The organism is Bilophila sp. T19-St14 (genome assembly GCF_059728385.1).
Genome location: NZ_BAAGFT010000002.1, coordinates 399,366 through 425,946, shown reverse-complemented (window position 1 = coordinate 425,946; position 26,581 = coordinate 399,366). Strand labels below are relative to the sequence as shown.

Annotated in this window: 43 protein-coding genes; 26 read left to right on the top strand and 17 right to left on the bottom strand. The window is 54.8% G+C overall.

Features of this window, described 5'->3' with window-relative positions; genetic code table 11:
- Nucleotides 1–25: 25 nt before the first annotated feature.
- The 12 genes from AC6I1V_RS16370 to AC6I1V_RS16315 all read right to left on the bottom strand — a co-directional run bounded on the left by AC6I1V_RS16370 (nucleotide 26) and on the right by AC6I1V_RS16315 (nucleotide 6,685).
- A complete protein-coding gene (locus AC6I1V_RS16370; RefSeq protein WP_486853831.1) occupies nucleotides 26–328 on the bottom strand; it encodes a hypothetical protein in 303 nt (100 codons plus the stop codon).
- Nucleotides 310–570, bottom strand: coding sequence for a hypothetical protein (locus AC6I1V_RS16365; RefSeq protein WP_486853830.1), 261 nt, complete (start codon nucleotides 568–570; stop codon nucleotides 310–312). Before AC6I1V_RS16365 ends, AC6I1V_RS16370 begins: the two co-directional genes overlap by 19 nt.
- Nucleotides 567–1,340 carry a phosphoadenosine phosphosulfate reductase family protein gene (locus tag AC6I1V_RS16360; protein WP_486853829.1) on the bottom strand — a complete coding sequence of 258 codons (774 nt, stop codon included), beginning with the start codon at nucleotides 1,338–1,340 and terminating at the stop codon, nucleotides 567–569. Before AC6I1V_RS16360 ends, AC6I1V_RS16365 begins: the two co-directional genes overlap by 4 nt.
- A gap of 210 nt (nucleotides 1,341–1,550) precedes the next feature.
- Complete coding sequence (locus AC6I1V_RS16355) at nucleotides 1,551–1,733, bottom strand: hypothetical protein (RefSeq protein WP_308770981.1); 183 nt, start codon at nucleotides 1,731–1,733, stop codon at nucleotides 1,551–1,553.
- A complete protein-coding gene (locus AC6I1V_RS16350) occupies nucleotides 1,730–2,203 on the bottom strand; it encodes a hypothetical protein (protein ID WP_497737252.1) in 474 nt (157 codons plus the stop codon). The genes AC6I1V_RS16355 and AC6I1V_RS16350 overlap by 4 nt, the downstream gene beginning before the upstream one ends.
- An 85-nt stretch (nucleotides 2,204–2,288) precedes the next feature.
- Nucleotides 2,289–3,389 (bottom strand): recombinase RecT, encoded by a 1,101-nt coding sequence (locus tag AC6I1V_RS16345; protein ID WP_486850695.1) that lies wholly within the window; start codon nucleotides 3,387–3,389, stop codon nucleotides 2,289–2,291.
- On the bottom strand, nucleotides 3,386–4,216 hold the full coding sequence (locus AC6I1V_RS16340; protein ID WP_486850696.1) for a PD-(D/E)XK nuclease-like domain-containing protein: 831 nt from the start codon (nucleotides 4,214–4,216) through the stop codon (nucleotides 3,386–3,388). The genes AC6I1V_RS16345 and AC6I1V_RS16340 overlap by 4 nt, the downstream gene beginning before the upstream one ends.
- Nucleotides 4,213–4,353 carry a hypothetical protein gene (locus AC6I1V_RS16335; protein WP_486850697.1) on the bottom strand — a complete coding sequence of 47 codons (141 nt, stop codon included), beginning with the start codon at nucleotides 4,351–4,353 and terminating at the stop codon, nucleotides 4,213–4,215. Before AC6I1V_RS16335 ends, AC6I1V_RS16340 begins: the two co-directional genes overlap by 4 nt.
- A complete protein-coding gene (locus tag AC6I1V_RS16330) occupies nucleotides 4,350–4,646 on the bottom strand; it encodes a hypothetical protein (RefSeq protein ID WP_486850698.1) in 297 nt (98 codons plus the stop codon). Before AC6I1V_RS16330 ends, AC6I1V_RS16335 begins: the two co-directional genes overlap by 4 nt.
- A gap of 88 nt (nucleotides 4,647–4,734) precedes the next feature.
- Complete coding sequence (locus AC6I1V_RS16325; protein ID WP_486850699.1) at nucleotides 4,735–4,980, bottom strand: hypothetical protein; 246 nt, start codon at nucleotides 4,978–4,980, stop codon at nucleotides 4,735–4,737.
- Between the two features lie 200 nt (nucleotides 4,981–5,180).
- Complete coding sequence (locus AC6I1V_RS16320; RefSeq protein WP_497737251.1) at nucleotides 5,181–6,110, bottom strand: BstA C-terminal domain-containing protein; 930 nt, start codon at nucleotides 6,108–6,110, stop codon at nucleotides 5,181–5,183.
- A 170-nt stretch (nucleotides 6,111–6,280) separates the two neighbouring features.
- Nucleotides 6,281–6,685 (bottom strand): restriction endonuclease subunit S domain-containing protein, encoded by a 405-nt coding sequence (locus tag AC6I1V_RS16315; RefSeq protein ID WP_486850649.1) that lies wholly within the window; start codon nucleotides 6,683–6,685, stop codon nucleotides 6,281–6,283.
- Between the two features lie 403 nt (nucleotides 6,686–7,088).
- On the opposite strand from AC6I1V_RS16315, the gene AC6I1V_RS16310 reads away from it, so the two are divergent.
- From AC6I1V_RS16310 to AC6I1V_RS16275, 8 genes are read left to right on the top strand one after another with little or no spacing between them, the layout of a single operon-like run.
- Complete coding sequence (locus AC6I1V_RS16310) at nucleotides 7,089–7,646, top strand: phage regulatory CII family protein (RefSeq protein WP_497737250.1); 558 nt, start codon at nucleotides 7,089–7,091, stop codon at nucleotides 7,644–7,646.
- A complete protein-coding gene (locus tag AC6I1V_RS16305) occupies nucleotides 7,643–7,933 on the top strand; it encodes a DUF4258 domain-containing protein (RefSeq protein WP_486850646.1) in 291 nt (96 codons plus the stop codon). Before AC6I1V_RS16310 ends, AC6I1V_RS16305 begins: the two co-directional genes overlap by 4 nt.
- Nucleotides 7,924–8,412: a DNA N-6-adenine-methyltransferase gene (locus tag AC6I1V_RS16300; protein WP_497737249.1), complete on the top strand. Its 489-nt coding sequence runs from the start codon at nucleotides 7,924–7,926 to the stop codon at nucleotides 8,410–8,412. The genes AC6I1V_RS16305 and AC6I1V_RS16300 overlap by 10 nt, the downstream gene beginning before the upstream one ends.
- Nucleotides 8,409–9,551, top strand: a complete 1,143-nt coding sequence (locus AC6I1V_RS16295) for a hypothetical protein (RefSeq protein ID WP_486855087.1) — start codon at nucleotides 8,409–8,411, stop codon at nucleotides 9,549–9,551. Before AC6I1V_RS16300 ends, AC6I1V_RS16295 begins: the two co-directional genes overlap by 4 nt.
- Nucleotides 9,475–9,855 (top strand): inverted formin-2, encoded by a 381-nt coding sequence (locus tag AC6I1V_RS16290; RefSeq protein WP_497737248.1) that lies wholly within the window; start codon nucleotides 9,475–9,477, stop codon nucleotides 9,853–9,855. The genes AC6I1V_RS16295 and AC6I1V_RS16290 overlap by 77 nt, the downstream gene beginning before the upstream one ends.
- Nucleotides 9,852–10,280 (top strand): PDDEXK family nuclease, encoded by a 429-nt coding sequence (locus tag AC6I1V_RS16285; RefSeq protein WP_497737247.1) that lies wholly within the window; start codon nucleotides 9,852–9,854, stop codon nucleotides 10,278–10,280. Before AC6I1V_RS16290 ends, AC6I1V_RS16285 begins: the two co-directional genes overlap by 4 nt.
- Complete coding sequence (locus tag AC6I1V_RS16280; RefSeq protein WP_497737246.1) at nucleotides 10,277–10,543, top strand: hypothetical protein; 267 nt, start codon at nucleotides 10,277–10,279, stop codon at nucleotides 10,541–10,543. Before AC6I1V_RS16285 ends, AC6I1V_RS16280 begins: the two co-directional genes overlap by 4 nt.
- A 26-nt stretch (nucleotides 10,544–10,569) precedes the next feature.
- Nucleotides 10,570–10,944 (top strand): RNA helicase, encoded by a 375-nt coding sequence (locus tag AC6I1V_RS16275; protein WP_497737245.1) that lies wholly within the window; start codon nucleotides 10,570–10,572, stop codon nucleotides 10,942–10,944.
- An 18-nt stretch (nucleotides 10,945–10,962) separates the two neighbouring features.
- Here AC6I1V_RS16275 and AC6I1V_RS16270 read toward each other — a convergent pair whose 3' ends face one another.
- Together AC6I1V_RS16270 and AC6I1V_RS16265 are read right to left on the bottom strand one after the other, a co-directional pair.
- Nucleotides 10,963–11,331, bottom strand: coding sequence for a hypothetical protein (locus AC6I1V_RS16270; protein WP_497737244.1), 369 nt, complete (start codon nucleotides 11,329–11,331; stop codon nucleotides 10,963–10,965).
- Nucleotides 11,331–11,741, bottom strand: coding sequence for a hypothetical protein (locus AC6I1V_RS16265; protein WP_497737243.1), 411 nt, complete (start codon nucleotides 11,739–11,741; stop codon nucleotides 11,331–11,333). The genes AC6I1V_RS16270 and AC6I1V_RS16265 overlap by 1 nt, the downstream gene beginning before the upstream one ends.
- 344 nt (nucleotides 11,742–12,085) lie before the next feature.
- On the opposite strand from AC6I1V_RS16265, the gene AC6I1V_RS16260 reads away from it, so the two are divergent.
- Genes AC6I1V_RS16260 through AC6I1V_RS16240 form a run of 5 tightly spaced genes read left to right on the top strand, consistent with a single transcriptional unit; the run spans nucleotide 12,086 to nucleotide 13,357 of the window.
- Nucleotides 12,086–12,472: a D-Ala-D-Ala carboxypeptidase family metallohydrolase gene (locus AC6I1V_RS16260; RefSeq protein WP_497737242.1), complete on the top strand. Its 387-nt coding sequence runs from the start codon at nucleotides 12,086–12,088 to the stop codon at nucleotides 12,470–12,472.
- Complete coding sequence (locus AC6I1V_RS16255; RefSeq protein ID WP_497737241.1) at nucleotides 12,472–12,762, top strand: RNA-binding protein; 291 nt, start codon at nucleotides 12,472–12,474, stop codon at nucleotides 12,760–12,762. The genes AC6I1V_RS16260 and AC6I1V_RS16255 overlap by 1 nt, the downstream gene beginning before the upstream one ends.
- 1 nt (nucleotide 12,763) lies before the next feature.
- The gene (locus AC6I1V_RS16250) at nucleotides 12,764–12,964 is read left to right on the top strand and encodes a hypothetical protein (RefSeq protein ID WP_337431102.1); all 201 of its coding nucleotides are present in this window, start codon (nucleotides 12,764–12,766) and stop codon (nucleotides 12,962–12,964) included.
- The gene (locus tag AC6I1V_RS16245; RefSeq protein WP_482334918.1) at nucleotides 12,954–13,082 is read left to right on the top strand and encodes a hypothetical protein; all 129 of its coding nucleotides are present in this window, start codon (nucleotides 12,954–12,956) and stop codon (nucleotides 13,080–13,082) included. Before AC6I1V_RS16250 ends, AC6I1V_RS16245 begins: the two co-directional genes overlap by 11 nt.
- On the top strand, nucleotides 13,079–13,357 hold the full coding sequence (locus tag AC6I1V_RS16240) for a hypothetical protein (protein ID WP_302554036.1): 279 nt from the start codon (nucleotides 13,079–13,081) through the stop codon (nucleotides 13,355–13,357). Before AC6I1V_RS16245 ends, AC6I1V_RS16240 begins: the two co-directional genes overlap by 4 nt.
- 450 nt (nucleotides 13,358–13,807) lie before the next feature.
- Here AC6I1V_RS16240 and AC6I1V_RS16235 read toward each other — a convergent pair whose 3' ends face one another.
- The gene (locus tag AC6I1V_RS16235) at nucleotides 13,808–14,821 is read right to left on the bottom strand and encodes a ParA family protein (RefSeq protein ID WP_486854547.1); all 1,014 of its coding nucleotides are present in this window, start codon (nucleotides 14,819–14,821) and stop codon (nucleotides 13,808–13,810) included.
- A 358-nt stretch (nucleotides 14,822–15,179) separates the two neighbouring features.
- Here AC6I1V_RS16235 and AC6I1V_RS16230 point away from each other — a divergent pair, with 358 nt between their 5' ends.
- The 8 genes from AC6I1V_RS16230 to AC6I1V_RS16195 all read left to right on the top strand — a co-directional run bounded on the left by AC6I1V_RS16230 (nucleotide 15,180) and on the right by AC6I1V_RS16195 (nucleotide 22,149).
- The gene (locus AC6I1V_RS16230) at nucleotides 15,180–16,106 is read left to right on the top strand and encodes a BRO-N domain-containing protein (RefSeq protein ID WP_486854546.1); all 927 of its coding nucleotides are present in this window, start codon (nucleotides 15,180–15,182) and stop codon (nucleotides 16,104–16,106) included.
- Nucleotides 16,107–16,187: 81 nt separating this feature from the next.
- On the top strand, nucleotides 16,188–16,529 hold the full coding sequence (locus AC6I1V_RS16225) for a hypothetical protein (RefSeq protein WP_486854545.1): 342 nt from the start codon (nucleotides 16,188–16,190) through the stop codon (nucleotides 16,527–16,529).
- On the top strand, nucleotides 16,519–17,985 hold the full coding sequence (locus AC6I1V_RS16220; RefSeq protein WP_486854544.1) for a terminase: 1,467 nt from the start codon (nucleotides 16,519–16,521) through the stop codon (nucleotides 17,983–17,985). The genes AC6I1V_RS16225 and AC6I1V_RS16220 overlap by 11 nt, the downstream gene beginning before the upstream one ends.
- Nucleotides 17,985–18,530, top strand: coding sequence for a hypothetical protein (locus AC6I1V_RS16215; protein ID WP_486854543.1), 546 nt, complete (start codon nucleotides 17,985–17,987; stop codon nucleotides 18,528–18,530). The genes AC6I1V_RS16220 and AC6I1V_RS16215 overlap by 1 nt, the downstream gene beginning before the upstream one ends.
- Nucleotides 18,527–18,805, top strand: coding sequence for a hypothetical protein (locus AC6I1V_RS16210; protein WP_486854542.1), 279 nt, complete (start codon nucleotides 18,527–18,529; stop codon nucleotides 18,803–18,805). The genes AC6I1V_RS16215 and AC6I1V_RS16210 overlap by 4 nt, the downstream gene beginning before the upstream one ends.
- A 465-nt stretch (nucleotides 18,806–19,270) precedes the next feature.
- Nucleotides 19,271–20,470 carry a tyrosine-type recombinase/integrase gene (locus AC6I1V_RS16205; protein ID WP_196982978.1) on the top strand — a complete coding sequence of 400 codons (1,200 nt, stop codon included), beginning with the start codon at nucleotides 19,271–19,273 and terminating at the stop codon, nucleotides 20,468–20,470.
- On the top strand, nucleotides 20,464–21,669 hold the full coding sequence (locus AC6I1V_RS16200) for a tyrosine-type recombinase/integrase (protein WP_196982979.1): 1,206 nt from the start codon (nucleotides 20,464–20,466) through the stop codon (nucleotides 21,667–21,669). The genes AC6I1V_RS16205 and AC6I1V_RS16200 overlap by 7 nt, the downstream gene beginning before the upstream one ends.
- A gap of 276 nt (nucleotides 21,670–21,945) precedes the next feature.
- On the top strand, nucleotides 21,946–22,149 hold the full coding sequence (locus AC6I1V_RS16195; protein WP_165178278.1) for a helix-turn-helix transcriptional regulator: 204 nt from the start codon (nucleotides 21,946–21,948) through the stop codon (nucleotides 22,147–22,149).
- A gap of 56 nt (nucleotides 22,150–22,205) precedes the next feature.
- Here the strand turns inward: AC6I1V_RS16195 and AC6I1V_RS16190 are convergent, their stop codons facing one another.
- Nucleotides 22,206–22,757: a hypothetical protein gene (locus AC6I1V_RS16190; RefSeq protein WP_486854541.1), complete on the bottom strand. Its 552-nt coding sequence runs from the start codon at nucleotides 22,755–22,757 to the stop codon at nucleotides 22,206–22,208.
- A gap of 110 nt (nucleotides 22,758–22,867) precedes the next feature.
- Here AC6I1V_RS16190 and AC6I1V_RS16185 point away from each other — a divergent pair, with 110 nt between their 5' ends.
- Genes AC6I1V_RS16185 through AC6I1V_RS16165 form a run of 5 tightly spaced genes read left to right on the top strand, consistent with a single transcriptional unit; the run spans nucleotide 22,868 to nucleotide 26,122 of the window.
- Complete coding sequence (locus AC6I1V_RS16185) at nucleotides 22,868–23,218, top strand: plasmid mobilization protein (RefSeq protein ID WP_196982980.1); 351 nt, start codon at nucleotides 22,868–22,870, stop codon at nucleotides 23,216–23,218.
- On the top strand, nucleotides 23,212–24,426 hold the full coding sequence (locus tag AC6I1V_RS16180) for a relaxase/mobilization nuclease domain-containing protein (protein WP_196982981.1): 1,215 nt from the start codon (nucleotides 23,212–23,214) through the stop codon (nucleotides 24,424–24,426). The genes AC6I1V_RS16185 and AC6I1V_RS16180 overlap by 7 nt, the downstream gene beginning before the upstream one ends.
- Nucleotides 24,427–24,438: 12 nt before the next feature.
- Nucleotides 24,439–24,810 (top strand): hypothetical protein, encoded by a 372-nt coding sequence (locus tag AC6I1V_RS16175; RefSeq protein ID WP_196982982.1) that lies wholly within the window; start codon nucleotides 24,439–24,441, stop codon nucleotides 24,808–24,810.
- 2 nt (nucleotides 24,811–24,812) lie between these two features.
- Entirely contained in the window at nucleotides 24,813–25,517 is a 705-nt protein-coding gene (locus AC6I1V_RS16170; protein WP_196982983.1) for a nucleotide-binding protein, read from the top strand.
- Nucleotides 25,514–26,122 carry a hypothetical protein gene (locus AC6I1V_RS16165; RefSeq protein WP_196982984.1) on the top strand — a complete coding sequence of 203 codons (609 nt, stop codon included), beginning with the start codon at nucleotides 25,514–25,516 and terminating at the stop codon, nucleotides 26,120–26,122. The genes AC6I1V_RS16170 and AC6I1V_RS16165 overlap by 4 nt, the downstream gene beginning before the upstream one ends.
- Before the next feature lie 94 nt (nucleotides 26,123–26,216).
- Here AC6I1V_RS16165 and AC6I1V_RS16160 read toward each other — a convergent pair whose 3' ends face one another.
- The gene (locus tag AC6I1V_RS16160; RefSeq protein WP_196982985.1) at nucleotides 26,217–26,570 is read right to left on the bottom strand and encodes a hypothetical protein; all 354 of its coding nucleotides are present in this window, start codon (nucleotides 26,568–26,570) and stop codon (nucleotides 26,217–26,219) included.
- Nucleotides 26,571–26,581: the final 11 nt, after the last annotated feature.

The following is a 26,581-nucleotide window of genomic DNA, read 5'->3' as shown; positions in this document are numbered from 1 at the left end:
TCCTGAGCAAAGGGGCCGCCAGCCACTACTGGACGGCCCCCATATTGAATTCTGCGAAAAGTTCCTCTGCGGATTTTCCGATGACGTACCCTGACGTTTTGGGCGGTCGCCGGCGCTTGGGAACTCCTGCCTTTGCCTGAGCCTCAGCATGTAATGTGTCGATCACCGTCATAACGGCGCGCCGTGACCAGCGCAAGGTTTTGCGCTCCTTGCCCCACGGAAGGCTCACAGGCTGTACGCCACGGGACAGCAGGATTGCCCTCGCCCTCTCTTCTCCAATGTTCATGACGGAAGCGACTTGTTTTGTTGTCAGCAGTTCCGGTTCCATGCTGTTCTCCTACATCGTCTTACGGGGGCTTTCCCTCTTTGGGCTATGGCTTCCAATCTGCCGATGATGAAACGGATTAACGCCCTGTTTTCGCTGCGCTCTTTGTGGAGTTTTTTGATCTCCACGCACAATCTGAAAACGACGGCGGACGGCCCCATCCCATCAAAGGCGCGGGAGTCTCCGAGCATGTCGCCAACGGCGGCGGTTCGGATGTAGTCGAGTTCTTCGGGGGTGATAGTCATTCAAAACCTCTCAGGTATGCTTGCCAGTAATCTTCTGGTGTCCTATGACGCTGGTTACTTCTCAAACCTTCAACCATCTTGGCTGTAAACCACTTTTTCACCGCATGTTCATATGCTTTCCATATTCCCGGCCAACGTCGCATTGATTCTTTGCGTTGTCGTGTGGCCCCCGGAGATGAACTGAGGATGAAAGGGCACACGACACAGCCGATACGTGAAAAACCTTCATCATATAATGATGGATAATGTAATCCTCGACTCTCAATAAATTCCCATACGGCCCATTCGGGCCATGCAAAAATCGGCTTGTAGATAGTTTGTTTGCTAAAGCTGTCTATTCTTGGGCGGGATGCGCGACGTGTTGACTCTTCGGCGCGTATTCCCATGATTCGATGTTTAAGGGGATGCTCACGCGCTGGTTCTTTTTTCAGCACCTCACAACACCAGCGTTGCATGCGTAACGGAGGAGCCTTTTTCTGAATGGCTTCCCACATCGTCATTTTGGGGTAGAGCCATTGCACGGACGGGTAAGCCGTTCGGATAAACTGAACAACTTCCGGCGGGTCAATCCTCGTACATGAGTAATATGCATGGTGCTTGACCCCTGCCATGCGGCACAGCTCCAGCGATACAATGCTATCCTTACCGCCGCTGAACCCGACAAAAAAGCCTTCCGGCGGCTCGTTCTCCTGTAAGAAAGCTATGCTTTCGGCTATGTAATCGTTTGTATCGTATCCCGGAAACGCCTGCTGCCGGATGGCGTTTTTCATTTTTCCCTCCCTGCGCGTTGTTGTCCGGCCGCGCCCCCGGACGGCGGCTATTTCTTCTCCCGCCGATGGTGGCAAAAGGGGCATTCCCTGAGTTTGCTGACGGTGCCGCAGACGGGGCAAGCCTTGGGAGACAGTCCGTCGCTGAGGCGGGCCATTTTGCAGGCGCCGTTTATCTGAGCGAAGTTTTTTTGTTTGCGTGGTTTCGGGGCTTCATCCGGCATGGCGTTCCGCTTCCTTGTTGATGGCTTCAAGCGCGGTGCAAACGAGATGTGCCAGACCTGAGAAGGCATCGTCCTGAAGGTTCAGTTCGGGGAAGAACTCCACGTCGATGCTGAGGGTATTTTCCTTTGGCGTTTCGGAAATGGTGATGGTGGCGCGGCGGGTATCCATCATTGTTCCTCCGAGGTCACGTCGATTACGTCGTCATTATTGGGGGAGCTGGGCGAGACGGAGACGGGCTTTTCAAGAAAGGAGCCCTGCCGTTCCTCGGTGGTCATCGGGCGGCGCAGGACTTCGCGGTAAGGTTCTGTGGATTCAACCCAGACCATTTCGCACTTGTCCCAATCCTTCAGGAGATCGCAGTGAACCTCCCGTTCTTCCTTGCCGTCGCGGTAGCGTTTTGAGGCGGTTTGGGCGATTTTCTCCTGCGTTTCGATGAGGCGCTTGTAGTGCTTGCGTTCGGCATCAAGCGCGGCCTCGTATTCCTCGATTTTCGCGAGGGCATCGGCCATTTCCTGTCCGTATTCCAGCCGTTCGGCGTCTGTCAGCGGTTCGGAGACTGTGATGGTTTCCTCGCGCACATAGGTCATGTTGGGGCCGATGGGACGGGCATTGGTGGCGATGATGGCTATTTCTTGGCTCATGGGTTTTCCTTTGGGCCGGGTATGAAGCCCCCGGCGGGGCTTTTATGGTGACGCCCCGGAAGGAAGGTGCGGGGCGGTTGGGGGCTTACTCGGCCCACGCCGGGCATCCGGCGCGCTGTTCGCAGTCGGAGCACGTCCAGTCGCTGACCTGCGTTTCCGTTTTCGGGCAGGTGAGCATATTGGCGGCGGGGGCTGGCTGCGCGGGGGCTTCCGGGGCGTCCTGTTGCGCACCGTTCCGCACGGCTTCGGCGGCAAGCTGCCTGACCTTCTCGCACTGCGCCGTGTTCCAGTTGCGGGCGTAGGCGTTGACCAGCTTTTCGACGTCCTCAAGAGGGTTGCCCGTGGCCAGCCATGCGTCGGCGGCTTCCCTGCGTCGGGCTTCCATTTCGGCGTTGGTGGGGCGTTTTCCCTTCGCGCCTTCGGAGAGGGCGGCATTCAGCCCTGCGGTCGGCGTATCGGGTGCGACGGCGGGAAGATCAATGATGCCGTCGGCAAGGTGTTGGCTCACGCCAGCATCGGCGGCTTCATCAAGCGCGATGGCCTTCTGAATTTCCGGGGAGAGAGGAAGGTACTTGCAGAGCCGCCGGATCGCGGTCTTCTTCCACATTTCCTCTTCCCATTGAACCCACGGCCCGGAGCCGGACGCTTTGGACGCCTTGCGGATTTTGTCGATCTCGGTCTTGCCGAGAACGACGAACGCGGGATCGGCATCTTTGACGCGGGCCACGGCATAGACGGCCTTGAGCGCGCCGCGGTCTTCAAGGTTGGGCGTATGCTCCAGCTTTGGGGCGAGGCCGAGCGCGAAAGCGAACTGGTCGTTTTCGCAGACGACCTCGGCATAGATGTTCGTGACCCTGCCGGAACGATAGGCGAGGTCCATCAGGCCCTTGTATCCGGGGATGAGGGTGACGCTGTTCTTGTACGGAACAAGGTATGCCTGTCCGCGCAGGTCCAGTTCAAGGCCGAGGCTTGATGCCTCGACGATGGCCGCCACAAGGCTTTCCGGGGTGCAGTTCATGAGCTGCGGTGTGCGCCGGATGGTCTGGAGCGCAACCCGGCACATCCGTTCCGGGGTCATGTGTTTCGGGAGGCAGGACTGGATCGCCTTCATATTGGCGGCTAGCAGATTGGTCACGTTGGCGATGACGGGCGGTTCCCGCCGTTGGGTTTGGGGAAGGCTGCTCATGCGGCGAATCTCCTTTTGTAGGCCCATTCGGGCAGGTCGAGATCGATGATTTCAGAGGCGTATCCGGGCCAGAGGCCGGATTCGGCGCAGGTTGCGTATGTGCCGAGTGCGTCCTTGATTTCCTCAAGGCCGACCTGCTGCGCGGCCTCGCTGACATTGGCGGCGGTGACGAGGTGGGGGGCGGCCTTTTCGACGGCGACGAGCACGAACACGCTGGAGTCCATGCCCACGGCCCTGAGCGCCCGGCGATACCAGACGGCCTGCCGGTGGTATCCCCACTTGAGGACGGAGCGGGACAGCCCTTCCGGGCTGGCGTCGTCGGTGCTCTTGAGGTCAACGGCGACGAGCCCAAAACCCGGCACGGTGGCGAGCATGTCCAGACGGGCCTTACAGGGGATTTCGGTCCCATCCACGGTTTCGCTCCAGTAGATGGAGGTTTCCGTCCGCTTGTCCACCGCCGTCATGATTTGGCCGATCAGGGGATGGTTCCAGACGGATTCGGCCATTGCGAGGGCGGGCTCATAGATTCTCGCGGGAACCAGTTCCAACCCTGCGGCCTTGGCGGTCGCGGCTTCTTCTTTGCCCGCCTTGGTGGAGCCGTTAAACCGTTTCACGGCGTACCGTTTGCCGAACTCGCCGGGTTCGAGCGCGAGGCAGTGGAAAACGGAACCAAAAAGAAGTGCTTCCGTCTCTTCTTCGGCAGCTCCATCCATCCACGCCTTAAACTTTGCGGGGGCCTGTCTGAGCTTGTCCATCCCGCTTTTACTGATGGCGCGGGTGGCGTGGTAGATTTCGGGCGGCTCATTATATCGGATTTCTGATTTCATTGTGCCTCCCCAATGGATACGGGTTCGAGTTGTTGGAGGCGTTCACTTTCTCTGGCCTCAAAGTACCCCGTGATCAGGAAGCAGAGGATGAGCAGGGTGACGCGCCACGCGACGGGGTGTCCTTCAATCCACTTCATGCGGCGGCCCTCTTGCGCTCGGCCTCGACAACCGCGTCGAGCTTGGCGGAAACGGCATTGATGGCGATGTCGAGAAGTCCGCGGACTGTGACGGGGTCGAACGTGACGATGTAGTCGCGGACATTCTCGTAGATGCAGCGGGCGAGTTCATTGCCTTCGATGTCGTTCACGAATCCGAGGCCCTGCGGTTCAAAGATTGGAGTGATACAGCAGCGGGCCTCGGTACGGAGGAGCACCAGCCGGGACAGCTCCGCTTCAAGTTCGCGGGCGGTCATCTTGTCCAAATCCTTCATGGTTCCTTTCTCCTGCATTGATGTTCGGATTGGCGTCCCAATCCCGTTTCCAACCCGGATTTTCCGGGCTGGTGCGGGGCTGGGCGCTTTACCAAGCGCGGTGCAGCGTTGCGGGGAAGTCGATGCCGGGGAGGACGCCGAAGTCTTCGGGCTCGTTGTTGAGCCAGTCTTCGAGCAGCCCCTTGGGGCGATACTCGGAAGCCTTGATCACCTTTCCGTCGTGCTCGTTGGCGAACTCCCGCGCCTCTTCGAGGGAGTCGCATTCGTCCACGGTGTCCATCCCGTCGAAGGGGGAAGTTCCGATTACGAGGTAGGGGGCGGTTGTGGTGGTCATGGCGTTTTCTCCTTGTTTGTCGTGAATTGAATATATGTAGTTCTACATAAAAATGCAAGAAAAATTTTGTAGAAATACATATAATGAGCTATAAAAATACCGCCGACACCATGAAGGCATCGACGGTCATGCCCGATAGGGCACAAAAAAGCCCCTCACGAGGAGGGGCGGAGAGATATAGAGCAAAAAGGGCTTTTCAGTTAATTATTTTTATTTTCTTGGGAAAATGCTGCAATAGCCTTCTGTGCTGTCCAAGATGATATCGCTAGTGATTTTATTTTTGTAACTAAGTACTTGGGAAAATTAGTATAGATATATTTTTCTCGCAGCCATTTCCTAAACTCACCTAATGATGAATCAGGGTAAGCATAGGAAGGTTGTGGATTTGATTTTGATTGTGGATAGTAATCAGGGTAGGAGTGGTTATATCTTATTCTGCTTCCATATTTTTTATCAAAATCATTCTCTTTCCAGAATGCAGACCATAATTTGCCAACAGAAATATCGGGTATAACTTTATCAGAAATGATGACTCCTGATCGGATCATAGGGACAATCATTCCTGCTATTTCATGAAAAATACTAAAATAACCATCAGGAACGGACATGGACGTTATATCCATTCTATCATGAAAATGCTTCCAGCTATCAATAAGACGTTGTTCAGGAGAGTACCCAGTTGCAGTATAAATAAACTGTCTGAATGTTCTTTTAGCTAAAGAGCGAAAAGCATTAATTGCCTCTTGTCGTGGCTCTTTAGCAACAAAGGCATAATATTCAACAAGAACCATACATACTGGTTCTGTATATGCGTTTATTTTCTTCCCGTTAAATTCAGATTCAAGATATAAGCAATCCTCGTTATATCCAGCCTGATTTAGAAGAGAGTTGATACTCATTCCTCTAGGTTTTGTCTTCTCTATTGGCCACTCTATAGCAAGTCTATTCAGGACCTTTCTATCAATACCGCACATCCGTGCGAGTCCAGCTTCTGTCAGATAGGGGATACCGTTTTCAAGAACCCCCATCTCAATTCCATCGATTTCACATTGTTTTTCAACTTGGAAAAGACATCCTTGTACCATTTTGGGAGATGGGACTAAATCACGGTTATTTTTATCTAACGTCATGTTTTTAATTCCTTTTTATATGGGCCTAAGTCCTACTTTTCGCCGTGTTGATTGATTTAAATGTATCTGTTCTTCCCGCTCCGGCGGGGACTTTCATTTGTACTCAACATAGATGATCACGCATCCGGAGGGCCGCCGTTCGCGCCTTATTTCGCGGAGGCGGGGGTGGTCTACGCTATCTTTTTATCAGACTTTTGGGCGTTATTTTGGGGTATGCTCATGGGCTGCATGATTTCTTTAAGTAACTCTAGCTGCGCCTTGAGAATATCTCTTTCTTTCGTCATGTCTGCCAGTTGAGATTCGAGGTAGTCTACTTTCTGGGAAAGTTCTTCCCGCTTGGGGACGGGGGATTCTGCTTTCACCGTAGGACAGCCCCATTCCGGGATATATATTTTCGCTCCCATGTAATCGAGAATGCGAGCGACCGTATTCAAATTAAGAGACGCCTGTTTTCCATGTAACCATTTGTGGACACTAGCATAGTCTGCACCTGCATCGGTGACGACCTTGTTAAGGCTCTTCCCCGAATTTTGGGCACTTTCCAAAGCGGACTTGATGTCTTCGATGATACTCATGGGTGAACCCTACCAATGGTTTTTGGAGATGCCCATAGTAGAAATACAGAAGTTTAATGTTGACTTTTTATGTAGTTCTACATAAATTTTATTTATGAATATCGAACAATTCCGACATGACATGATTGAGGCAATGGCTCGTCAAGGCTTGAACGCCAATAGACTCGCTCAGTTGGCGCATGTTCAACAAAGTAGCTTGTATAACTTCATCAATAAAAAGGCTCTATTGAGCGGAAAATTTGTCTTACGACTGCTACCTTATGTTTACGATAGGCTTCCCCCGTCTCCTGTTTCTCCGACACCCGAAGAATCCGAGGCCCACCATGCTGACTAGCCTTTTGATTGCCGTCGGCGTCGGGTACTCCGCGACGCGGTACGCCCTCCAGCGGATACGGGGATCCCCATGGATCAGGACGCGGACGCGCCAGACGGGGCCGCGCCGGGTGATGAGCAGGTGAATCTTTTCCATGCCGCCAGCATAGGTGACAGGTCATACAGGATGAATGGTATACTTATGAGCATTCCAACATACGAACACATCATCGAAGCCGTACAGAAGGCAGCACGCCTGTATCCCGGTGGCATTCGGGGCATGGCGTCAGAGATGGATATGGCCCCGTCGAGCCTCGGCAATATCCTCAATCCCTATGCAGACAGGTCCGTGGTCAAGCTCGGATTGGAGCAGGCTCTCTTCATCATGAAGACCTCAGAGGACATCTCCGCCCTTCGAATTATGGCCTCTGAGTTCGGATGCTCCCTATCTTCCGCCATCGATGAACCGGACGCCCCGACCTTTGAGGCCGAAGCGTTGCAGGATTACCCGCCACTGGTGGCTTTCCATGAAGGCTGCAAGCGGTTCCGGGACGGAGAACTTTCAGCAGCCGAACTGGACGAATTCAAGGACAAGGCTGTCCGGGAAATCCGGGAAACCTTCACGCGAACGCTGCGAGGGGACGAATGAACCTCACCTTTTCCGCCCACGCGCTCGACCGTTGCCTTGAGCGGGGCATCTCCCTCCAGCTTGTGGCTGATGCCCTTTTTTCGGGATGCTTGGAACGCTACGGCGACCGCTATGTCGTGATTCATGGACGGCTCAAAGTCGTAGCTGAAAGGCAGGGCGACGCTTGCGTCATTGTGACGGCCTACCGCGCCGCCGAAGCCAACAAAAAGCGCATGGCCCGGCAATGCCGCCGGCAAGTCCGCAGGTTCCAGCGCGCGAACCGGAAGGAGAGCGGGATATGGTGGTAGCCCCGGCCCTTTTTTCAAGCGTTAGGGACGACTGGCCGACGCCGTGGGAGTTCTTCCGTAATCTTGATCTGGAGTTCGATTTCACGCTGGACGTATGCGCCGTGCCGTGGTCGGCGAAGGTCTGGCGGTACTGCGTGCCGCCCCACGCGCCGCGGGTTTGGGGGGAAGCGACGTTCCGCCGCCTGTTCCCAGACGTCCTTGTGGACGGCCTCGCGCACTCGTGGGCCGGGGAACGCTGCTACATGAACCCGCCCTACGGCCGCGAGATCGGCGCATGGGTCGAGAAGGCCCGCCGGGAAGCGGAGCGGGGCGCGCTGGTCGTCGGGCTCCTCCCGGCGCGCACCGATACGGCGTGGTTCCACGAGCACGTCTGCCGGGCCGCAGCCGAAATCCGGTTTTTAAAGGGACGCTTGAAGTTTGAAGGGGCGGCGGCTTCCGCGCCGTTCCCGTCCATGATCGCCGTATGGGGGAAGGTATGAATACGGACATCAGGTTATCCGTCGGGTTCTGGCAACACCCGAAGACCAAGAAAACAGTCCGGCGCTTGGGGCTGGAAGGCATCCGCTCTTTACAGATCCTGTGGGCGTGGGCCGCCGTGAGCCGCCCGGACGGGAACCTTTCCGGCATGGACTGGGAAGACGTCGAGCTTGCCGCAGACTGGCAGGGCGAAGAACGGAAGTTTTTCGACACCTGTCTCGGCATGTGGGTCGACGAATCCCCGGACGGGTACGTCCTGCACGATTGGCAGGAGCACAACCCGTGGGTTGCGGAAGCCGAAATACGTGGCGGCCAATCCCGCATGGCGAAGCTGGCTCAGGTGAACCGGGAGGCTTACGACGAGTGCCTCCGCAGAGGGATCGAAGGGCTTTCGCCGGAGGAATACCACCATTGGAAGCTATGGCGCAGAGCGCACGAAGCGCCCTTGCCGAGTGCATCACCTGCGCCTCTTTTGCCTTCGCGCAGCGACCGCACAGCGCCCCCAGAGCGCCCGCTGGCGAAACCATCTGCCCCTTCTCCTTCTCCTAATCCTGAAGAAGAAATACAGGGAGAGTGTGTTTTCGCGGGCGCGCGCGAGGAGGCCCCGGTGGGGGATGCTTCCGGGCTGTCCGGCAAAGCGGGGGCTTCTTCCCGCCAGCCCTCGCAGGGGTTTGACGAGTTCTTCGAGGCGTTCCCGGAACAGCACCGGGGAAGCAGGAGCGAAGCCGCGGGCGAATGGGTGGCCCTTGAAGCCAGCCGTGCCCTTCCCGGTTTGCCGCGCATCCTCGACGCTCTGGGCCAGTGGGAGGACTCTGAGGCATGGAAGCGGCAGGGCGGCAGATACATCCCCTCGGCGGCGAATTTCCTCAAGCGGGAATACTGGCTGCGGAAACCGCCGGAGCAGGAAATACAATCGGCAGGGCCATCCGGCGGGCGTCCGATGACGGCAAGGCAGGCGGAAGCGAAGGAACGCGGCGATTGGGCAAAACATATTCTGGCTTTTGACGAGGCGGTGCGAAATGGCGACGTTGAAGATTTTGGCTTTGGAACTGAGCAAGGCGTTCGTGCTCTATCGGCAGCCGATGCCGGAGCGGGAAGAATTCGAGCTGCTGGTCAGGGCTTGGGGCGACGTGCTGGCTGACGTGGGCGATGCGGAGTTCATTGAGGGCATACGCCGGGTTGAGGCCAGATTGAGCTTCTTCCCCGTTCCTGCCGACGTGATGCGGCAGGTGGAAGAGGCCAGGAAGCGGACGCCAGCCGTGAACCGCGAAGCCTTGCCGGAAAATGCGTTGACGTTCGATGAGCGGTGCGAACTCGGTACCGGCTGGTGCGCGAAGATCCTTGCCAACATGCGCGGCAAAATGGATGCCCGGATGCAGGGGCGTCCCGACACGCCGCTCGATGAACAGCTTGCAGGGCTTCGGGAGATGGGGGTGGAGCAGTGAGCCCCGAAGAGTACCGGGAATTTCTCAAGGCGGTAAAGCCCGGCCCCAGCCCGTTGCCCAAGTCTCAGCTTTCCGGCAAGGCCCGCCTTCCCCGGAATGGCCGCACGTACCAGACCGATGCCATGAACCAGACCGAGGCCCGCTATGCCGGGTATCTGGACGGGATGAAGCACACGGGGGAGGTCGTCGCGTGGGCGTATGAGGCCATGAAGCTGCGGCTTGCGGACAAGACGTTCTACACGCCGGATTTCGTCGTGATCCGGGCTGACGGGGGCATCGAGCTGCATGAGGTCAAGGGGCATTGGGAAGACGACGCCCGCGTGAAAATCAAGGTCGCCGCAACACAGCATCCGTGGTTCCGGTTCCTTGCTGTGAAGGCAGGGAAGACAGGGTGGCAGTATGAAACGTTTGGAGGTGGGGCATGAGCACGGCCGTACAGGTTGAGATCGTCATTCCCGAAAGCATGGGCACGATCGAGGCGTTGGCGAAGGTGTCCGCGTCCCTTCAAGGCGTCATTGCGAGGAAACGCCGGGACTGGCGGGCTACGCGCGGGGAAATCGCCGTACTCGGCCCGAACGTCGAGGAGAGGCCAGCGTGCAGGCTGTTCGTGTATCGCGTCGCCCACGACTTCGGCGGGGACTCCATGCGCTACGTGTGGGATCGGAATGCGGAAAAGGTCACGTTATGACGGTGGATGAACGGCGGGAGGCTGTAATGGGCGAGCTGTGGGTAAGCCATGATGAACTGGCCGAAGCCATCGGTGACGACGGCGCGGATCTCTTATGCAGGGCCGTGGGCGGGGTATCCACGTACATTCCCCGCAAGCCCGTTGCGGGTTCCCCGCTTTCCGCCGTCATCGGGCCGGAGCGCATGGAAAAGCTCTGCGCAGCCTTCGGGGGGCTCCGGGTGACGCTTCCGAACAGGCGCAAGGGCGAGCCGTTCAAGGACAGGATCGTCCGCATGTTGGAAACCGGGAAGTCGCCGGGACGTATCGCCCTCGAACTCGGCGTAACGGAACGCTATGTGCGCATCCTCGCCCGGCAGGTAAAGGAACAGCCCAAGCCGCAGGTGCAGCTCAGGCTGTGGTGAGAATCTATATAAAAATTTTTATTTGGGATGTGATGGTGACTGCCCTTTCAGTTCTAACGTGGCTGATTTTATACCACACTTAATAAGCTGGACTATGTCGGATTCTTTTTTATACTGTCCTTTATAATAGGTACAGATGTAAACGAGAATATTTTTACCAATCATATAAATAAGCCGTAGCCCACCACTTTTACCGATATTATACTCTTTTAGGGCAATACGTGTTTTTCTACATGCGGGGCTAATACCTGGATAAACATCACCTTGTTGTGGATTTTCTAAAATTTCGTCTAAAGCTATTTGAAAAGAACTCTCGCTCCGTCTATACGGTGCGAGAGCTTTTTTAACTGTGGAACAAAAAAAGGAACCTTTAAAAGGTTTCAACATTAAATTATCCGTTCAAGTTCAGAAACTAGATTGGCTGTATCTTCATCGCAGGATACAGCAAGATCTTCAACAAGGTTAACCCATTCATCTTCAACATTTTCATAAATGCTGATAACAAAATAAGGAAATCTTTCTTTACGCACTTTTTCTAAAAGAACTTCTGCATCCTCTCGCATTTCGAGAGCAATATTATACAGTTCTTTTGTAGCTAATATGGAGTTCTGTCCTGAAAGTGCTAGTAGATGCTTACGACTTTCCTGAATATCTTTGCAAACACAGCGGAGAAGAAACTTCCCCACAATAAAAAATTTCAAGATAGCCAAAATATTTGCTCTACTATTGGATACGGAGTCACTAACTCTTCGCATTTTTTGGGCAAGCGTATCCATGGTGAGCTGACAGGTAGTCATGGCTTTCCTCCTTCGAAATTATTTATATCGAAGAAAACAGTAAGAGCAAATTTTGATAAAGTGAATGATTAAAGGTAGTAATCTTTTTTGTCTATTCGCAACCCCCTAAAAAGATGTTAGTTGTCTTTTGGGGGCCATCTTTATGAAATAGTTGATCTTTTTTTGTTTAAAGTTTTCCATTTTTTTGTGGATAACTTCACATTTTATGTGAAATTACAGGATAATTTTTATCCACAAAAATTATTTTTTCAGACAACATGAGTATCTCAATTACCTCCTGAACAATTTCAGGGTGTGCCTCCCCCTTCCTCCCGTGACATGGTGGACGCAGGAGGATATTTTTTATGGCTGTTCTTCCCTTGCGCCATTTCTCCCCGGTCGAGTTCCGCTGCAAGTGCGGGTGCGGCGCGGGCATGGAGAAGATGGACGCCGACCTGCTCCAGATGCTTGATGAGGCCCGCGATTTGGCGGGCATCCCGTTCCCCCTTTCTTCCGCCTACCGCTGCTCTAGGCACAACAAGGCTGTCGGCGGGGTGCCCACCTCCGCCCATACGCGAGGTTACGCCGTGGACATCCGCTGTGTTGATTCCCATTCCCGTTTCTCCATCCTTCAAGCGTTGCTTGAAGCCGGGTTCCGGCGCATCGAGCTGGCCCCGACGTGGATCCATGTGGACAACGACCCGGACAAGCCGCGCGACGTGGCGTTCTACCAGCAGGGAGGCAAATACTGATGGAACAGACCGTGATCGATTTTCTTTTTTCGGCACTGGCAAGCCTTGCCGCGCAGTATCCCGAAGCCTCGTGGATCGTCACCGCCGTCGCCGTGCTCATGTCCCTGTGCGGTGTGGCGGCCGTCGCGACCATCTGGCTTCCCGTGCCCAAAGAGACGACCGGGGCCTATGCCGTCTTCTACCGCTGGACGCACGCCCTTGCCGCACATTTCGGGCAGAACAAGGGCGCCGTGGCGGACGGCAAGTCCGAAACCGTGCGGGCCGAAGTCAGGGCCGTGACGGGGAAGTAATGTGCGGGCCGTCCTTGAGTTCCTCGCCTCGCTCGTCGAGCTCCTCAAGCTGTGGCTGCGCCAAAAGTATGGCGAACGCCGCGAGGCTGATCGCGCTGCTGTTTGTGATGACGCCGGCGGCGAGTGGGTGCGCTCGATGGGCGGAACCGACCGCCGTGACAAGCCCGGCCCCCTTGACGCCGGGGGCCGTCGTGACGGGTGAGTGGTCCTACACCTATCGGGGCGAGACGTTCACCGAGCCCGGCGAATGGGTGCACCTGCCCGCTGGCGAGGCCGGGAACCTGCTCCTGTGGATCAGGGGCGTTGAGGAGGCGCAATGAGCGACGATGTGCAGCTTGTCCGTGAAATCGGGGAAGTGAAGGCCGAACTTTCCGGGCTCAAGGCCGAAGTCGCGGGCACCAACCAGCGCCTCGACGACATCGTGATTACGCAGCTCAAGGATCACGGCAAACGCATCGCCGGGCAGGATGTCCGTATTTCGGCACTTGAAGCGGCGGAGAACAAACGCGCCGGGGGACTGTCCGTACTTGCTGGCGTGGCTGCTGCGGCAGGCAGCCTCGGTGCGCTCATCATGAAGCTGATCGGCCCGATGTGAGCTGCCGGGAACAGAAAAGAGAGAGCCACCAACCGTGAGGAAGGGGGCTTTGTTGTACACCCCACGCGTGTGGGGAAGACACTTCATAACGTCTCCACGAGGCTTTTTATCTGGAAACACCCCCACATACGTGGGGAAGACGGCCCGTTACCAACCATCGGAAAGCCTCCGAAAGAAACACCCCCACGTGTGTGGGGAAGACCGGCTACACTATCTGGAAAGATAGGACAGAAACCTCTTCTCAATCGATGAGTTTCAGTGGAGATGAACTTGGGGCATTTGATACTCCCAACTCCATGCAGTGTCGGTCAAAAAAACTCTTGAATTTAATATGTTAGATAGAGTAGAAAAACTGTTATGAATAATGGGATAGCTTAATTCACATTTTTTGTGGTCTTTTATTTATGTCAATAATAAAAGCGAGTTTATGAGTCGACTTTCGTTTTTCCGCTAAATGTTTTTTTCAAACCCTGTAATCGCTTCTTTGTATCTTTCAAGAGGTTCTGGATTGATTTGTGGTGTAACGTCATGAACAACATACTTGCCAGAAGTTATTGCGTAGAGCGGTTTTCCAAGATGTGAAGAGACTATGGCAACGGAATGATTGTCCGGCATATCGATGAATTTGGGGCCGCCCGAAACAAAACATTCCCGGTTCTTTTCAAAGAATACTTCCACAGTGCGCTTGATTTCATCAAACATAGCTGCAAACGCTTTACTTGCAGACTTGTTGTACTGTGTGGAACGATTCAACACAACAGAATGGATTAACGGAAGATGCATACCAAATTTTTTGCACATTCCGTAAAAATCTTTGTCAGCATAATAGTTTGAAGCTCCGTATACGAGGCTTTCAACATTCTTTACAGCGCGGGCGGAAGACCCATCACACGAACACGGAAGAATCAAGTTGTCGCTGGCGATGATAGCGAGTTCCGTATATGCGGAAAAACTGGGGTTACAGTCGATAAAGGCAGTAACACCTTCGGGATCACCAAGCTTGCGCACGCATGCGTTCACCAGATCACGCAACCATAAGTGAACAGTCTTCCATGCATCTGCCGGAAGGGTCTGGCTTCCAATCTGGTTGATGACTTGAGCCTGTAATTCCAAGCTCGGATCTCCGCACAACAAATAAACGTTAGTGGGGATCTGTTCGTTGTAATCACATGCGCTGGTGAGATAACTAGTTTCATTCCCTGTCGCTTTATGGGGAGACGTAATGCGTTCGTCGAAATAGCCTCCGATAGTTTTCCTCTGGCTTCCTAGAGAGAGTATTTTCTCAAGATTTGCATTCCCTTTCCCGTTGCCTCCTAAGACAATTTCAGAAAGGTTCGCCTGTGGGCACATATCTGCGAGAATAATCTTTTTGTCCGGATGATTATGTGCATGTTCAAGAGCAAGCGTAAAGGATAGGAAAGATTTGCCTACCCCCCCCTTATTATTCCATATCCCATAATTCATAGCATATCCCCTTTCAGTGGTTGTGGCTTGAAATCTTGTTTTTATGCTTTGATTATGCCCTAATGCCTAAGCAAAGGCAACGATATTACATTGACATTTCCCTCGTTTTATGGCGTTGTCTTTCCACGGAGCCTGAGAAACTCCTAGAGCGGACGCCAACCCCGTGAGAGTGGCTATTTTTATGCCCTGTCAAGACTACGCATAGTCTTGGGAGAGGTGTATCATACGATCTTCATGGGTCGGGAGTAGGCTAATACAATACCCTTCGGGGGAATAGGCCTGGCTGTTCTCTAGCAGTTCTCAGCTCCCGGCTCTTGCTTTTTCTGCGGGGCCAATGAGAAAACTAGAGAGGTTTACCATGTCACAGGCTCTTTGCTTCCAATCAGTAGAGTTCGACGTAATCCAGCAAAATCAGCAGCCTTGGGTAAGGGGTTACCAGATCGGTAGTGCCTTGGGATACACCGCCCCAGACGTTCAGATTTCTAAGCTCTACACCCGCCACGCCGACGAATTCACCCCTGCAATGACCGCCGTTGTCACATTGCCCACAGAGGGCGGCCCGCAGGAAACCCGCATCTTCAGCTTGCGTGGCTGCCACCTCCTCGCGATGTTCGCCCGCACGCCCGTTGCCAAGGCATTCCGCAAGTGGGTGCTCGACGTGATTGAGCAGTACGGCGACAGAGTGCCCGTTGCCGAACCTGTGACGCTCAACGACGAGCTGATCAGCGCGTCGGAACGTGCCGAGCTCAAGCTGATTGTGGACGCCAAGCTCTCCACCTACCCGGCGGCGGTGCAGGGCAAGGCCCGCGCCGAGATATGGGCGAAGTTCAACCGTCACTTTAGGATTGCCGAATACAAGCAGCTTCCCACTCGGCTCATGCCAGACGCCCGCGAGTTCCTGCTTTCCGTCAGTGTCCGTGCCATTAACGCGATCCCCACGGCTGAGGCCGCGATTCCCCCGACGCCGCCCCGCTTTGACGAGACGCCTTTTCTCAGGCTGGCGGAAGACATCCGCACCTTCCAACAAGGATACCGCCGTAGCTATCAGCTTTTTTGGGGTCGACTCTACCAGCTTGGTACCCCTGTTCTTGTCCAGCTTGAACAGCGGGCCGCACTGGGGCAGGGAACGGCACCCTTCTCGGACATGACCATCCGAGGGCAGTTCGACAGGTTCCTTTCGGAACGCCTGATCGAAAGCCTCTCTTCGCTTGCCGAATCGCTTCCCGACAGGCACAACCCTGCAATGCTCCTGCTGGCCTGCGCCCGCGCCATGAGTGCAAGATAAAAGTCAATAGTCACCAATTGTAAGCGCACCCGAAACTTGTTCAGGGTGCGCTTTTTTTGCGTCCTGCCGCATTCTGCATACATGGCGAATGAACGGAACCTGAAGCCCGCTCGAACCAAGAGCGAAGCAAGAGAAAGAGGCCGGAAAGGCGGCATCGCTTCGGGTGAATCCCGGCGTGAGAAGAAGACTTTTCGGGAGACGCTTGAAGCCTTGCTTGATCGTAAGCTCGACGGCTCACGTCTCACCGGGCGCGAGGCCGTTGCCGTTGCTCTTTTCGAGAAAGCTATGTCCGGTGATGTAAAGGCTTTTCAGGAGCTTAGAGACACCGTTGGCGAGAAGCCCGTGGATAAGCAGGAACTTTCTGGCTCTCTCGATGTCGTGAGCATACTTGAAGAAGCAAGAAGGCGTGCAAATGGCCGTTGATTTTGAAGTGATGCTTGCCGCAGACATCGGTGGATTCACCCGCGATCCGCTTCGGTTTGTACTCTACGCTTTTCCGTGGGGGCAGGGTGAGCTTGCCGATTTTGACGGGCCTGACAATTGGCAGCGCGACATACTCGGTCTCATCGGTGAAAAGCTCAAGTCTGGCGCTTCTACAGATGACGCTTTCAAAGAAGCTATCAAGATCGCCGTGGCTTCCGGGCATGGTATCGGGAAGTCGGCTTTGGTGGCATGGATCATCCTGTGGGCTATGAGCACGTGCCCGGATACAAAGGGCGTTGTGACGGCGAACACGGAGAACCAGTTGCGGACAAAAACGTGGGCTGAACTCGCCAAGTGGCATCGCCTCTGCATCTGCGGGCATTGGTTCGACTGCACGGCTACAGCGCTCATCTCGAAAGAGCCGGGGCATGAAAAGACATGGCGCGTCGACTCCATCGCGTGGTCTGAGCGCAATACTGAGGCGTTCGCCGGGCTACACAACAAGGGCCGTCGCGTGCTCATCGTCTTTGACGAGGCGTCCGCTATCCCAGACGTGATCTGGGAAGTCTCAGAAGGCGCGCTGACTGACGAGGATACAGAAATCGTTTGGTGCGCGTTCGGCAACCCCACGCGCAACACGGGCCGCTTTCGTGAGTGCTTCGGCAAGTTCCGGCATCGGTGGGAGACACGCAAGATAGACAGCCGCACGGCGAAGATGACGAATAAAGAGCAGATCGCAGCGTGGGTATCAGACTTCGGTGAAGATTCAGACTTTGTAAAAGTCCGCGTCCGGGGTGAATTCCCATCGGCTGGGACGGCACAGTTCATTCCTGCGGAATTGGCGCAATGTGCTCGCGGGCGGCATTTGGATGAACAGACGTACAAGCATGCGGCTAAGGTCATGGCTTTGGATGTGGCCCGCTTCGGTGGCGACTCAAGCGTCTTGACGAAACGCCAAGGCTTGTACTGCGCACCTCAAAAAATTTGGCGTAGCGTCGACTTGATGGCTCTTGTGGGCGCTGTTGCGCAGGAAATCCGGGACTGGAAGCCTGACGCGGTTTTCGTGGACGGCGTAGGCGTTGGCGCTGGTGTGGTCGACAGGCTGCGCGAGCTCGGCTTTTCGGTCACGGATGCGCAGGCTGGCGCCCGTGCGATTGATGCGAAGAAGTACGCAAACAGACGCGCTGAAATGTGGGCTGGAATGCGGGAATGGCTGGCAAATGGCGGTATCCCGGAAAACCAAGAGCTTTTTGATGATCTCACAGGGCTCGAATACGGTTTTACCTCGTCCGGCGCGCTTTTGCTCGAAAAGAAAGAAGACATGAAGAAACGCGGATTGTCTTCTCCAGATAGGGCCGATTCTCTGGCGCTTACTTTCTATGCACCTGTGGCATCTCCGAAGGTGCGGAGACAGGGGCGGGCACGGACTGACTATGATGTGTTGGGGTGGCGCTGATGAGCTTGCTGACGGATTGGGCACCTACTTTGTCGGGGCTTGAGATCGAGAATGCGGCATCACGTAGGACGGAGCTGTTCGAGCGCATCAGGGATGCCGGACGGCTGGAAGCCATGCTGTACGAGAGCACTCCGGACAGAGATGCGCAGTTTCGGGAATGGAGAGGGCTGACCGACGATTCTTGGACGTTTGCTCTGACCATGCTGGGAACCGATGGGCAAAGAGAACTGGCGGCAATCGTTTTGCTGACTCTCTTTTCCGGGAAAAGCGCCGTGTTCCATTTTTGTCTGATGCCGGGATGGGATCGGCTGTGGACGGATTTGGGGAGAAACATCTTGGATTGGCTGTTTTGGACTGGAAAGTTCAGTAGTTTTGTTGGCGTAACTCCGAGTTGTTATCGGCATGTTCTGCGAGGATTGCCCCGGTTTGGGTTCGTCCCGCGCTGTATTGTGCCGGAAGGATGTTTTATCCGGCGGCGGAAAAGGTACTGCGATATGGTTTTGAGTGTGTGTACGCGAAAATCTTTCATGGAGGCAGGGATATGAGCCTTTTGACAGTGGCAGTGCTTTCTTTGGGCATTGTCGGGGTTTTATGCGGCAGGGCCAATGCAAAGGGGGGCGGTAAGGGAGGATCGGCGCCGGAAATTGTAGAAACGCCAAAGGCCCAGACAACTAAACCTGTGACGGAAGCCGCTACCGCCGCCCGCGATGCGCAAAGGGAAAAGGCGGCAAAGGCCGCTGGCTTGAACGCAACGATTCTTACGAGCCCCCTTGGAACTCCAACAGAGAACCAGAATAAAAAGACATTGTTAGGGCAATAAATGGCTGCTGACGTACATGCATTGAATCGGCGCTATCAGTCGCTTCGTGACGAGCGCTCACCGTGGGATTCAGCCTATGCGGATCTTGCGCTGCACTTCTCTCCCACAAAGTACCGTTCCGATGCGTCGAACGACAACCCCCGAAATTTACAGATCCTTAACTCAAAACTGGTTGATTCAACGGGCGTTCTTGACAAACTCTCATTTTACGTCCAAATAGACTTGTTTAGAGTTATAATATTTTATATTTCAATATGTTATATTAAAACAGTCATCCAGAGAAGTCCAGAAATAGCGCCTTGCATCCCGCTGTTTTCCGGGTATTATTCAGGGTATCCATACAAATTGGCATTCTGAAATATTCTCATATAGTCAATTGATAATACTACAAATATTTTTATTTGTGGGTATCTGATACCACTGGATTCATGGGGATTTACGGGTATCCCGAATACGGAGAAAATCATGCTGGATGACCACATTATTCAAGGCTTGAAAGCCGCCGACAAACCGAAAAAGTATGCGGACGGCGGTGGGCTGTTCCTGTTCATTCCGACCAGCGGCAAAAAACTCTGGCGGCTGGCGTACCGTTTTGAGCGAAAGGCCAAGCTCCTTTCCTTCGGTGAATATCCTCAGGTATCACTCCGCGCCGCACGGCAACGCCGGGATGAAGCCAAGGCCCTGCTCAAGGACGGCATCGACCCGGCGGAACACAGGAAGGCCGCACGGACATCCGCCTCCAACGCTACGTTCCAATCCGTGGCTATGGAATGGTACGAGCGGGAAACCCTTCACTGTAAAAACCGCTATCGCTCCTTCATGATGCGGGGGATGACGGAATATTTCTTTCCCGTCTTCGGCGGCAAGGCCATGACAGACGTTACCGCCGAGGACATTATGAGCGCCATCGAACCGTTGCGGCAATCCGGGAAATTGCGCGGAGGACGCAGGCTGACGGATGTCTGCGGCCAGATATGCCGCTATGCCGTCGCCACCGGCAAGACCGCGCGGAACTCCACGGAAGACCTGCCCGCTTCGCTGCGTTCCAGACAGACAGGGCACAGAGCCGCCGCGCTCGACGCCGGGAAACTCGGTCAGATTATGCTGAACCTTGAGCGGCATGACGGCTATTTCCCTGTGCGGTGCGCCCTGCGGCTGGTTCCCCTGCTGTTCGTCCGTTCCGGTGAATTGCGCTGTGCGGCATGGAATGAATTTGATTTCTCCCGCAGGCTCTGGGTTATCCCCGCGAAACGCATGGCGACGAAACATGAGCATGTTGTGCCTCTCGCGCCACAGGCAGTCAAAATACTCAGGGAACTGAAGGAATACTCCGGTCATGGAACCCTGCTGTTCCCCGGCGTCCGTTCTCCTGAACGCCCCATCGACATATCCACCATCACCGTTTCCCTGCGCAGACGCGGATATGACGGCGTAAAACTGTCCTTTGACGGAATCCGCTCTCTTGTCGCCAAATTACTGTTCGACCTTGGGTACGAACAGAACATCATCGACGTGCAGCTGGCACACTCCGGGCGCACACGTTTTGACCCGTGGCGGCATCTGTCGGAAAGAAAAACCATGATGCGGGAATGGGCCAGATATCTTTTTCTTCTGCGGGACAAGGCGTTGCAGGATACATCCAGTCAGGGAGGTACGTCATGCTGACCGACACGCAAATCAGGAATCTGAAGCCCGCTGAAAAAGCGAAAAAGTACGCGGACGGCGGCGGCCTGTACCTCTATGTCGCCAAAACCGGCTCAAAACTCTGGCGTATGGCGTACCGTTTCAACGATAAGGAAAAGCTGCTCAGCTTCGGGGAATATCCGATTGTCTCCCTGAAGGATGCCCGGACAAAGCGAAATGAGGCGAAAAAGCTGCTTGCCGACGGCATTGATCCGGGCAAACGCAAGAAGGAGATGAAAAACGCCGCCCTCCTCGCGGAAGCCAATACCTTCGAGCATGTTGTCCGTGAATGGCACGATACGCAGACAGTCCACAATTCCGAAAAAGACAGAGGGAGAAAACTGCACACGTTCAAACACTATCTTTTCCCCGCCTTGAAACGGAAGCCCATTTCCGAGGTCACGGCGCAAGACCTGCTGCTGATACTCAAGCCGCTTGAAAGAAAGGGAAAGGAACTTATCGCCCACAGAATCATCCAGTATTGCGGCATGGTTTTCCGCTATGCGGTTGCCACAGGCAGAGTGCCGCGCAACATTGCCGCCGATCTTCGCGGAGCCATACGTCCGCATCGGGGCAGGCACAGGGCCACCATCGTTTCCGCCGAAAAAATCGGCGTGCTTCTGAACAGGCTGGACAACTATCACGGACATTTTCAGGTCAAATGCGCGCTGCGCCTTTTTCCCCTGTTCTTTGTCCGTTCCGCCGAACTTGTCCGTTCCGAATGGAGCGAGTTCAATCTGGAAACGCGGGAATGGCACATACCGGCCGAACGCATGAAAATGCGAAAGCCGCACATTGTTCCGCTGTCATCACAAGCCGTTGCCATTCTCAAGGAGCTTCACGCCGTCACCGGAGGCGGAACATACCTTTTCCCCTCAAGGAACAGTGTGAGGAAGCCTATCCACTACTCCACGCCCTTACAGGCGTTACGCGCTATGGGATACGGCAAGGAAGAGATGTGTATTCATGGCTTCCGGGCTATGGCCTCAACCCTGCTCAATGAACAGGGCTTTGAGCCTGACTGGATTGAGCGTCAGCTGGCCCACAAGGAAAAGAATACTTCCCGGTTCGCCTACAACCATGCCCAATATCTTCCCCAGCGGCACCAGATGATGCAGGCATGGGCCGACTATCTGGACGGCTTGCGCGAAGCAACACAGACGGACAATGACATGCTATAGCGCCATCTGAAGTCCGTAAAAGACAAATACGGCTAATACAACACAGTGCAAACAGTGTTTTTATGTGTTGTTAGAGTTGTGTAATTTCAATATATTGCACGATATCGCTTTAAAGCACAAAAACATGTCAAGCTGTATTTTGAATTTTTTTGAACACAAGCGGCATCTCACAGGACGCTATTGGATTTATCCCGCTGTATGCGGGGACTTCGAAAACGAAAGAGCGGGAAAACCCATGATATACTGTGCCGAACATAACCAGCCAGGAGGAACTCCATGCAAAATATACCCAATAACGCTCTGCTTCGTTTGCCGCAGGTACTCGCGCTCATTCCCGTCAGCCGCAGCGCGTGGTGGGCGGGCTGCAAAAGCGGCCGCTATCCGAAACCCGTCAAACTCGGCCCGCGCACAACGGCGTGGAGAGCGGCGGATATTGCCGCACTTCTGGAAAAGCTCACCGCCGAACCGGAGGAAAAATGAACTTCGCTTCTTCCCCGGCTTTTCGTCCGTCACACCCGCACGGGTGCCGGAAGCGGTCATCCGGTCAAGGCCATGCCCTGTCGGGCCGCTTCGCGGGCCTTGACAGGATGCCCTTGCTTTCCGGCTATGGACGGTTGCGGGCGACGGACGAGGAAGCCTCCGGCGGGGGCTCTGTCAAAGGAAGTCCGCTGTTCAAAAACACAAACGCAGCAATACAAAAAAGCATTTTCCGCCTCCCGCAATTTTCCCGCATACCGACAAGCGGCGGACACGATGCACATAAGGCCGCCCCGGCTTGCGCTCCGCAGAGTTCTCCCCATACATGCGCTGTGACCGCCCGCCCAGCGTTTATATGTCCGCGCCGTCATGTGCGTTATGCCGACCTTGCCTTGTGTCGGATACTGACTACACGGCTTGTGCATGGCGTTCAGGCATTTGCCGCATACCATCTCCTCATGTGTCGGATGTTTATCTGGAGCCGTCAGTATACCCACCAGCGACTCGCCGAATACAAGTCCGCGCCGCGCCCGATACGCACCCGCCGCATTCCCGATGCCCGCATCATGCATCCCCGTTTTTGCGCGGATGCCTGTTCGCTCGTCCGGCATTGTCTCCGAGGGCCAGCCTACGTTTCGTCTATACGCTGCGCGTATAGCCTCACGGCTGGCAAGGGGCGCTGCCCCTTTGAACCCCGCAAAGCCCAAAGGCAGGGAAAGCGGTGAAACGCGTCAAACCCGTTCGCACTGCCTCTGTCGTCGTGCGTGTGTTCCCGGAGGAGCGCGACATCCTCCGCCTCAACGCGGGGCTGCACGGCATGAGCATGTCGGAGTACATCCGCCAGACCTGCCTTGGCATCCGTCTGCGGAAAACGCCGGAAGAGAAACGGCGGTTGCGGGAACTGGCACGCATCGGCGCGAACATCAATCAACTTGCGAGATGGGCCAACACCTATAAACGCGCGGCGGAAGCCGTGGAGGTATTGGTGGCGCTGGCGGGCATCGAACAGCGCATTATCGAGTTCGCATCATGCGCCTCAACGGAAGATGAACCGGAGGCGGAACCATGCTGATGAAGGTCTTTCCGCACGGCACCGGAGAAGGCGACAAGCCCAGCCGCTATCTTGTACGCCCGGATTATCCGGGGAGAGACACAGCCCCGCCCCAGGTGCTGCGCGGCGATCCAGTCATGACCCGCGCGCTTATCGACAGCATAGAGCGGCGATGGAAATTCACTTCCGGCGTTCTGTCATGGCACCCGGATGAGAAGATCAGCGAGGCACAGGAAGAGGAAGTCATGGACGCTTTCGAGCGGGTGGCCTTCGCCGGTCTGGACGCGGATCAGCGCAATATCCTCTGGGTGAGGCATACCCATGCCGGGCATCACGAGCTGCATTTCCTCATTCCGCGCCTGGAGCTTTCCAGCGGCAAGGATTTCAATGCTTGTCCTCCCGGCTGGCAAAAGGACTTTGACGTGTTCCGCGACCTGTTCAACTGGCGCGAAGGCTGGGCGCGGCCTGACGACCCGGCGCGGGCAAGGGATGAGCTTCCGAAAAAAGCCAACCTGTTCAAGGCGCGAATGGCGAGATGGGGCAAGGAAATCAGAGAAAGCGACCGCGACCGGGCCAAAGAGGTTATCCATGCTTTCCTAAAGGAAAAAGTGACGCAGGGACTTGTCCGGAACCGGGAAGATATTCTGAGCGCCCTGAAGGAACAGGGGCTGAGCATCAACCGCGAAGGCAGGGACTACATCAGCGTCATTGCCCCGAACAGCGGCATGAAGATGCGCTTCCGGGGAGGTTTTTACGCCAGAGGCTGGACACCCAAAGTCGCTCAGGAAGAAGAATCCGAAGAAAAGAAAAAGGAAACAGCACGGCGCATGGTCGCCCGCCTGCAACCGGCTTTTGAGCGCGTCATTGAAAAACGCGCCGCCTGCAACATCAAACGCTATCCGGCAAAATGGAAACAGCTCCCTGACGAGGAAGCCCTTCTTTTGCCCCAGCTTCAGGAGGAGCCCCTTCATGACCGAAACCGAACGGATGCTGATGCAAAGCCTGAAACGGATGGAGGAGAACTGCAACGCCCGACTGACGGCCTTCGGCACGAGGATCGACGTACTGGAGGACAGGCAGATGCTGATTCAGACGGAACTGCGCACCTTGAAGCGATTGTTCACCGATGTCAGCGAAGTGTACAGCAGCTTGCAGACCTTGCTGGCGACCTTGAAAAACGGCGCATAGAAGGCGAACGGCAGAACCGACCGCGTATGCGGATGCGATAGGGAGCGACGCGCATGGGAAAGTTCAAACGCATTCCGGTGAAAGACATCAATGCCATGCGGAAAATCCTTGACGACCTGCCGGACAAAAATCTCGGCAAGACACGGGAGGAAGCCGCCGAACTGCTCAACGCCAATATCCTGAAAGCGTTTGAAAAGGGATACACGGTGAAGGAGCTGGCGGACATCTTGGCCCAGGGCAACGTGGTCATTCCCGCGCCCGTCATCAGGGCAAAGGTGCTTCCCGCGAAGGCGGCTTCGCGAAAACGTGAGCCGAAGCCCCGGCCCGAAACCGCGAAACCCGTCGCGGCTCCTCCCGTCACGTCCCACGCACAGGAAGAAATCCCGGACTTCTACACGCCGGACAAACCCGATTCGGAGCTTTGATCATGAACATTCAGAACAGCGTATTCTATGTCGGCGGCAGCAAGGGCGGCGTCGGCAAGAGCCTCTTTTCCTTCGCCCTTGTGGACTATCTTCTCAACAGAAACGCAAACGTCCTGCTTGTGGATACCGATACCGACAACCCTGATGTCTTCAAGGCGCACAAGGAGCTTGCCCTGCCGAATCTGCTCTGCCGTCTGAACTGTCTGGACGACGCCGACGGCTGGGCGGATTTGCTGGACACTGTACAGAACTACCCGGATCATGCCGTGGTCATCAATGCCGCCGCCCGTACCAAGACCAGCACGGCCAGTCACGGCGACATCATGAAGCAAGCTCTGCGAGAGATGCGGCGGGAACTGGTTGTCTTCTGGATAATCAATCGTCACCGCGATTCCATCGAGCTTCTGCACTCCTTTCAGGAAGTATTCACGGACGTGCCCATCCACGTTTGCCGGAATCTGTATTTCGGTGAAGCGCGGCGTTTTGATATGTATAACAGTTCCAAGGCACGGGAAGCGGTGGAGAAGAACGGCAGGACGCTGGACTTTCCGGCGGTCGGCAACCGCGTGGCCGACTGGCTGTATTCCAGACGCATGTCCATCCGCGCCGCCCAGACTGAAATGCCCATCGGCACACGGGTGGAATTGCAGCGCTGGCGGAGAGTGTGCGCGAACATGTTTGATTCCGTCATGGGGGAAGCGTCATGAGCATGGATACTGTGATTGATCTCGGCAAGGCGTGCGGCAGGGAATTGTCCGAAGCGGAAGCGGCGCGTTTGCGGGAAATCGGCAACAGGCTGAATCTCCGGGAGGATGACGCGCTCTGGCCGCTGCTGGCCGCGATGGAATATCAACGCATCTACTATGAAGCGTTGCCGGAAAAAATCGCCGGAGCGTCCAGAGCCATCGTGGACAGCATGGCCGCTGCCGCCGAAAAGGAAACTGCCGCCGCCCAAGCCCGGCTTACCAACAGTGTGGTGAAGGAATCGCGGAATCTTGCCTCGAAAATTCGATACGACAGGCTGGTGCCGATGGGACTGCTTGCTCTGATTTGCCTGCTGGCCTACGGGAGTCTGATGCTCTGGGCGGGCTTCCGTATCAACACCGGACGGGATGTTCCTCTGGCGGCAATTCTGCACATGCCCTCAGGCTGGCTCATCAGCGGGCTGTGTCTCGCGGCAGGGTTATTTTGCGGCGTTTTGAGCGCAAAGAGCTTCGTCGAAGAAAAAAAGGGGATATGGAAACAAGGAATCTCGGCACTATTACTTATTTTTACAGGATGCAGCATGTTTGTTTATTTAATAACATATTGAAATAGTATATCTATACCTATATATTCTAAGGCTCCTTTATTTTTACTGCTAGTCATGTTCATAATTCCATATAACACTACGAACATGTTGTTTTTCACCAACCAATTTTTCTTAATGCCTGAACAGTATTCTCTCTGAGCCTTAACTTACATTCTTCATTTGGTTGATGAATAAAATCCATAAGGAAGAAAAGCCAATCAAAATTCTGTTGATTTTTTGAAATCCCAAATTCTAGAGCTAAAGATTTTACAAATAGACCATATTGTAAATTAACAGCATTAAAATTTTTATATCCAAGAAGTTCAGATAATTGTCTTGCTGTCGCGGTATGTTCTGTGCATTGAAAATGTGTTTTTAAAATCTTCACTTTCGTACTGTGCATTACCTGAGCATTACGAAAAAGTTCCACAAAATCATCTACAGAAATGTCGCAAAAATTGTTTTCCATCGTAATATCCT